The sequence below is a fragment of the Microcystis sp. M44BS1 genome (genome assembly GCF_020244875.1).
Lineage (GTDB): Bacteria > Cyanobacteriota > Cyanobacteriia > Cyanobacteriales > Microcystaceae > Microcystis > Microcystis panniformis.
The window spans coordinates 1-6,367 of sequence record NZ_JADBVM010000312.1; the positions used below are offsets into that span (position 1 = coordinate 1).

The 6,367-nt window shown below is 41.0% G+C and carries 7 protein-coding genes and 1 pseudogene; 7 read left to right on the forward strand and 1 reads right to left on the reverse strand.

What is annotated here, in order from left to right; all coding sequences use genetic code 11:
• From IM515_RS23060 to IM515_RS23095, 7 genes and pseudogenes are all read left to right on the forward strand, one after another.
• Positions 1–622, forward strand: a pseudogene (locus IM515_RS23060) (ISL3 family transposase); the annotation flags it as partial.
• 512 nt (positions 623–1,134) lie between these two features.
• On the forward strand, positions 1,135–1,914 hold the full coding sequence (locus IM515_RS23070; protein ID WP_287628685.1) for an ABC transporter permease: 780 nt from the start codon (positions 1,135–1,137) through the stop codon (positions 1,912–1,914).
• 64 nt (positions 1,915–1,978) lie between these two features.
• Positions 1,979–2,443: a hypothetical protein gene (locus tag IM515_RS23075; RefSeq protein WP_287628684.1), complete on the forward strand. Its 465-nt coding sequence runs from the start codon at positions 1,979–1,981 to the stop codon at positions 2,441–2,443.
• A 326-nt stretch (positions 2,444–2,769) separates the two neighbouring features.
• The gene (gene cysH / locus IM515_RS23080; protein WP_287628683.1) at positions 2,770–3,591 is read left to right on the forward strand and encodes a phosphoadenosine phosphosulfate reductase; all 822 of its coding nucleotides are present in this window, start codon (positions 2,770–2,772) and stop codon (positions 3,589–3,591) included.
• Between the two features lie 57 nt (positions 3,592–3,648).
• Complete coding sequence (locus tag IM515_RS23085) at positions 3,649–4,515, forward strand: alpha/beta fold hydrolase (protein ID WP_287628682.1); 867 nt, start codon at positions 3,649–3,651, stop codon at positions 4,513–4,515.
• Positions 4,516–4,745: 230 nt separating this feature from the next.
• A complete protein-coding gene (locus IM515_RS23090; RefSeq protein ID WP_043995702.1) occupies positions 4,746–5,042 on the forward strand; it encodes a BrnT family toxin in 297 nt (98 codons plus the stop codon).
• Positions 5,029–5,208, forward strand: coding sequence for a hypothetical protein (locus IM515_RS23095; protein WP_287628679.1), 180 nt, complete (start codon positions 5,029–5,031; stop codon positions 5,206–5,208). The genes IM515_RS23090 and IM515_RS23095 overlap by 14 nt, the downstream gene beginning before the upstream one ends.
• A 271-nt stretch (positions 5,209–5,479) precedes the next feature.
• Here IM515_RS23095 and IM515_RS23100 read toward each other — a convergent pair whose 3' ends face one another.
• Positions 5,480–5,677, reverse strand: a complete 198-nt coding sequence (locus tag IM515_RS23100) for a hypothetical protein (RefSeq protein ID WP_036400102.1) — start codon at positions 5,675–5,677, stop codon at positions 5,480–5,482.
• Positions 5,678–6,367 lie beyond the last annotated feature (690 nt).

Consider the following 6,367-nt stretch of genomic DNA (forward strand, 5'->3'; position numbering starts at 1 on the left):
GGTGTTAGAGCAAATTGAAGAAGTCAGCATAGACCTTTGGTTGCCCTATAAAAATTTGGTGAAAGAATTGATGCCATCGGCCGAGGTAGTCGCCGATAGATTCCATGTAATGAAACAAATTAATCAAGAGTTAGACGAACAAAGAAAAGCAGAAAAAAGAGCCGTAGAAGCGCAGAAAAATAAAAAACAGAAAGCGGAAAAAGAAGCGAAGCTAGAAGTTTTAAAGCGAAGTAAATATAGCTTGTTAAAAAATGAAAAAGATTTAACGGAACCCCAAAAAATCAAACTAGAAGCTATCAAAGAAAATTGACCAAGTTTGAAAAAGATGCACGAGTTAAAGGAAGAATTTAGAAAGATTTATGAAACCTCAGAGAATCCGACAGAAGGACTGCTATCTATCTCAGAATGGTTGGCAAAATCCTCCAGTGTTTTTACCAAGAGTTGTCAAACAATCCGAAACTGGTTTGGAGAAATAATTAGTTATTTCGAGCAAAGGACAACGAATGGGGTGGTCGAGGGAATCAACAATAAACTTAAACTAATAAAACGAAGAGGCTATGGCTTTAGAAACTTTCGGAATTTTTGGGTTAGAAGTATGTTATCTTGGCATCTTGTCTGTTGATTTAGCATAAAGAGTAACGAAGAGCCAAAAGTCGTTATCCGAAAGAGTTCACCGGTGTGATTCTTGCGGCCACATTGAACCAAGAGATAAGGCATCAGCGAAGGTAATCGAGAACCGAGGAAAAAACGCGGTCGGGCTGACCGTGTTAGAAAACGCTTGCGGAGGCGGTCTGACGGGGGTCGTTCAGTTAAACCCGGTCGATCTAGTTAAAAGCCTAAGAACCGAGAATCCCCCGCTACAGCGCGCGAGCGGTTAGCGGGGGAGAGTCAAAGTCGTAGGCTTAACGGTGAGATTGTCAACACCTAATCATACCCAAAACCTCAAACCTCAAAAATTGATATTCCTAAGCCATAAACGAAACTGTCGAGGAGAAAATTACCTACACAGGGCCAGCAAAAAAGTAATAGATTGGTGTATTCTTGATCAAATAGGGAAGTTAATAATTGGGCATAATGAGGGGATGAAACAATCTCTTAATCTAGGAAAGACAGATATTATTTTGATGAAAGGCTATGGGTATCAGTATCCTGAGAATCTGGGTGATCGCAGCTAATGGTTTTCGCGAGGTTATTCGCGATCGCATTCTTTACTTTATCGGGTTTTTTGCCTTGTTGATGGCCTTCGCTTGGCGTTTATTACCGGAAATTGCGGTGGGAACCCATCAGAAAATCTTTCTTGACTTGGGATTAGCCGCTATCGGGTTATTAGGGGTAATTGTTGCGGTTTTTGTGGGTACAGGGCTAATTAATAAGGAAATTGACAAGAGAACTATTTTAGTTTTGATTCCCAAACCCCTGAGTCGGGCCGAATTTATCCTCGGTAAACACTTGGGTTTGTCCGGGGTTTTAGCGGTGATGTTGGGGGTAATGTTGGTGATTTACTTGCTGATGTTGCTGGGGATGAAAGTATCTTTTCAACCGTTACCCCTGATTGTCTCGGTTTTCTATCTCGGTTTGGAATTAATTCTCATCGCAGCCGTGGCGATCGCTTTTGGGGTATTTACCAGTTCGATTTTAGCCACGTTAATGACTTTTGGGGTCTATCTCATGGGTCACATCAGCAAAGATCTGATCCAATTGGGTATAATCAGCAAAAATCCCAATATCCTCGCTATCACTAAAAATATTTATCTAATTCTCCCAGATTTAGAGAGATTAAATTTTAGAAACGAGGCCGTTTATGGTTTGCTGCCTAGTGCTGATGTCTTAATCGCTAATGCCCTCTACAGTCTCGTTTACACTGGTCTATTATTGGGCATCTCCATCCTCATCTTTTCACGACGACAATTTTAAATAGCGTTGCTGAATCAAGGGATGAATGGCATCGCCATCGATTAGTTTATAGACATTATTAGCCATGAAATTAAAGGCACAACTGCATATTTTAAGTCGAGAAGCGGTCAATTACGGACTGGCCACCGTAGTCATGGAAGAAGCGGTTAATCCCGTCCTCGCGGCCATGGCCAGACAGTTAAAACATTTACAATACTATGTGGTGCAGAATAGCCAGGGTGATTGGTTACTAACCACCTTAGCCCATCGGCGGCAGCCGCAACAGGAGAAAAGGGTAATCTATGCCTTTGCTACGGAAAAAATGGCCATATCTGCTCAAAATACCCCCAATTCACCCCTATCAACGCTCCTGATTCCCGTAACCCATCTTTTATTCCAATTATTTGCCCTAGAAAAAGTAGATAGTATTATTTTTCTGGAAAATGCACACACTGCTCAAACGGGAAAAGAAATCTCCCGGACCCAATTAAAGGCCAATATTGAAAAACAACTGCAAAAACTAGCGGTAATTCCTCCCCATCTTGCTTAACCTAGTGTAACCAGAGAGATTTTTGAGAAAGGAGGGTGTCGCTAGTGTGGGCCACACTTCACCCCATCAGATATAGTAGAAGTACAGTATATAGATTCTCAACCGTAAAACGACGGGGTTTTAACCCAAATTTTCGATAAAACGGCCCTCGATTGTCAAGCTGTATCCCTAACAATGAAGCAGTTAAACTAGGAGCCGTCGGAGGCGAAAGTCTCACCCACGTTTCTCAAGGGGAGGAGATGGAGGTGACTCTATTCTCGAACCCTAATGGATAGATTGGACTCTATCAGTATCCGCCGCTACTAATATCTTAAATCTTAGCCAGAATGCCAGATTTACACTTGCTTAATCCTCATCCACGGGCCCTAGAAACCGCCTTCATCCCCACTGCCGACCGGTCTTTTTCCTCCCCTCTATCCCTCGACCTCGCCAGAATTAATCAACGTTTTGACTCCGCTAACGCCGCAGAAATCGTCGCTTGGGCTGCGGCCACCTTTGGGGAAGGTTTGGTGATGAGTACCAGTTTCGGCATTCAGGCGGCGGTGATGTTGCACCTCGTCACCGCAATTATCCCCGATATTCCCATCATTTGGATCGATACCGGCTATCTTCCCCCAGAAACCTATCAATTTGCCGAAGACTTAAGCCAACGCCTCCATTTAAACCTGAAAGTTTATCAATCTCCCCTCAGTCCCGCCCGCATGGAAGCAATCCACGGTAAACTGTGGTCAAATAACGATATCGACTCCCTCAATCTCTACGACAAAATCCGCAAGGTGGAGCCGATGCAACGGGCCCTGAAGGAATTAAAGGCCACCGCTTGGTTAGCGGGTTTACGTCGCGACCAAACCGACCACCGCAAAACTCTCCAATGGGTCAATCAACAGGGCGAACGTTACAAAATATTACCGATACTTGACTGGAATGCCAAAACCATCTATGAGTATCTGACTAAATACGAGCTTCCCTACCATCCCTATTTTGATCTGGGTTATGTCTCCGTCGGCGATTGGCACTCCAGTCGGCCTTTAACCGCCGATGATAGCAACGAACGAGACACCCGTTTCAAGGGTTTAAAACAAGAATGCGGTCTTCATTTACCCTTAACCCCCGGAGAAGCACAAAGTCTCGACGCAAGCTCCCTATAACTGCCGGGGTGCAAAAATTGCCGGTGCGATCGGTTCCTAGACGTTAGACAATGGTTAATGATTATTAATCCCCCATTAACCATGGCTATTTTAGAAAGTTTTCTCGAAGTCGGCTCTCTCAAGTGGTTTTATCGACAGGTTAACCCCGCTCAACAACCGGATACAACCCCCGTGATCCTACTCCATGGTTTACCCGCCCATGGCTATATTTGGCGGGAATTATTAACCAGTTTAGAAGAATATAACATTAATGCCATTGCCCCCGATTGGATCGGTTCCGGTTTATCCGCTAAACCCGATGCCAGAGAATTTGCCTACACACCTAGCGCTTTTTGTCAAGCTTTGGCCGATTTTATTCAAGCTCTCCAATTGCCGAAAATCTCCCTCATTGTCCAGGGTTTTTTAGCCTCCGTCGGTTTACAATATGCCCTAGAAAATCCTGATAAAATTGAGCGCTTGATTGTTTTAAATACTCCCCTCTCTAGTGATGTTAAATTACCCTGGATAATGAAACAATGGGGGATACCTTTCCTCGGAGATATGGCGACTCAAGACCCCTTATTAGTCGATCGTACTTTAGAAACTGGTAGCGGTTTTGTGATTAGCGATGCAGATCTGGCTATTTTCCGTCAACCCTATCTAAAAACTTCGGCAGTGGGTCGCGCTTTAGTGGCCACGATTCGCAATTTAAACCTATCGAAAACCATGGCAGAAATTGAGACAGGTTTAGAGAACTTTGAAAAACCTATCCTTTTTGTCTGGGGAATGGGGGATCCTTGGTTATCTTCTGTCACTGTCGAAAAATTAGCCACTAAATCAGGAGTGGAATTAATCTCCCTCGCAGAAGCGAAACACTATCCCCAAGAACATTGGTCAAAAGAAATTAATCCCCAGATTATTAATTTTCTCGGACGCAAAACCTAAAGAGCTATTTAAGGTGATGCAGAAATTGTCTCAATTACCCTTCTCTGATTATAGTAGAAGCGGAGGCTTCGCTTTTTCAAAATTTCTGCGTTTAGGGCTAGTAATTTATCGATATAACAAAAAATTATTGAAGTTTAAATAGTGATAAAAATTTTTGTTCGTTCAAAACGATAGGTAAGGAGGAGATATAGGAATAATTCTCTACAAAGACAATTTTTGGAGATTTATTTATGCAATTTAGAGAATTTGACTGGGATCAGTCTAAAAGATATTCTAATATAGAGAAGCATGGGATAGATTTTGCGGCTGTTCCTCCTATTTTCGATGGTCACTGTCTAATCAGAGAAGATAATCGCCAAGATTACCAAGAAATAAGGATGTGTTTGCTGGGACAATTAAACGGGATAATCTGTTATGTTGTCTATACTATAAGAGGGGAAACTTGCCGATTGATTAGTGCTAGGAGAGCAAACGAACGTGAGCGAAGAAAGTATCAAGAGAGTATCCCCCAAGATGGGGATTGTTAACACAAAAGAGGAAAGGCAAGATTTAACCGATTGGCAGCGAGTTAAATCGATGAGCGATGCAGAAATCGAGGCTAATGCTTTGTCAGATCCCGATGCGCTTCCTTTTGATGATGATTGGGAAAATGCGGAGATTATTTCTGCTTACAATAAATTAACATCTCAATAATTGCTAAAACTGATAATTGTCTCAGGGTTACTTGTTATGAAAGTTTAATAATACTAAATCCGTTGAGTAACGCACAGAAAACGGGTTTCTCCGAGAAACCCGTTTTCTACTCATGCACTCATGCAAAAAGGGGAATAAATAATCAGTCTTTAATAACCAGATTTAGTATAAACTGTTGTTCAAGAAAATAGTGATAAAATTTTTTGTTAACTCAAAACAATAAGCAGATAATAATTTGATAGTAATCATTCCACATTACCCTCAAATCGAATTACTTAATATTGATTATTTGAACCATATTTTCAAGTCTATGTATATAGGCTTGATGATGTCTCCATGCTTCTAAAATACTTTGTAATAATTCATCTTTTGAAAAACAACCAGAATCAGCTACATCTTCAATTTGTCTGATTAGATCATCTTCTAACTCCAATTCTAGCATACTCACTTGTTTAGTTGTGTCTGCCATACTTTTATCTATCTAAAAGTTGATGGAAGTAAGTACCTAAGCAAAATTAATTACACATTTCGATAAAGCTTTTGCCTATTGCCTCTTGCCTGTCTTCACTAGGAAATTTATTTTGCATGACTACTTATCATACCATAGGAACTCAGCACTGTGGTATCTATTAAACCCCACAATATACCCAGATTACACCCATTGCTATGCCTTGCATATATGTATATATAGTACCACCTACTAAATACCCTATTATACCCCCTGTTGTACCTAATCATGAATAAAACCTAAGATTTTTTTGGTTAAAATTTGCGAAAAATAGCCTTTTAATAGCAAATAAGTCGATAAGTCGATGGTATTTGACCTATTGCACCCATTAAGTACCGTCAGGACTCGTTTATGTTGATTTGACATAGTTGACATATCTGGTGTAATTGCTTGACATATCTGGTGTAATTAGGGTAAGATAGGATACTGTAGTTAGGATGCTAAGTTTCTAAAGGCAGACTATTATGGACATCTATAAGAAAGGACGATGACAACCCTTAAATCAGACTGTAGGGTCAATTCATGAATTGACCCTACTATAGTTCATGAATTGACCCTACTATAGTTCATGAATTGACCCTACTATAGTTCATGAATTGACCCTACTATAGTTCATGAATTGACCCTACTATAGTTCATGAATTGACCCTA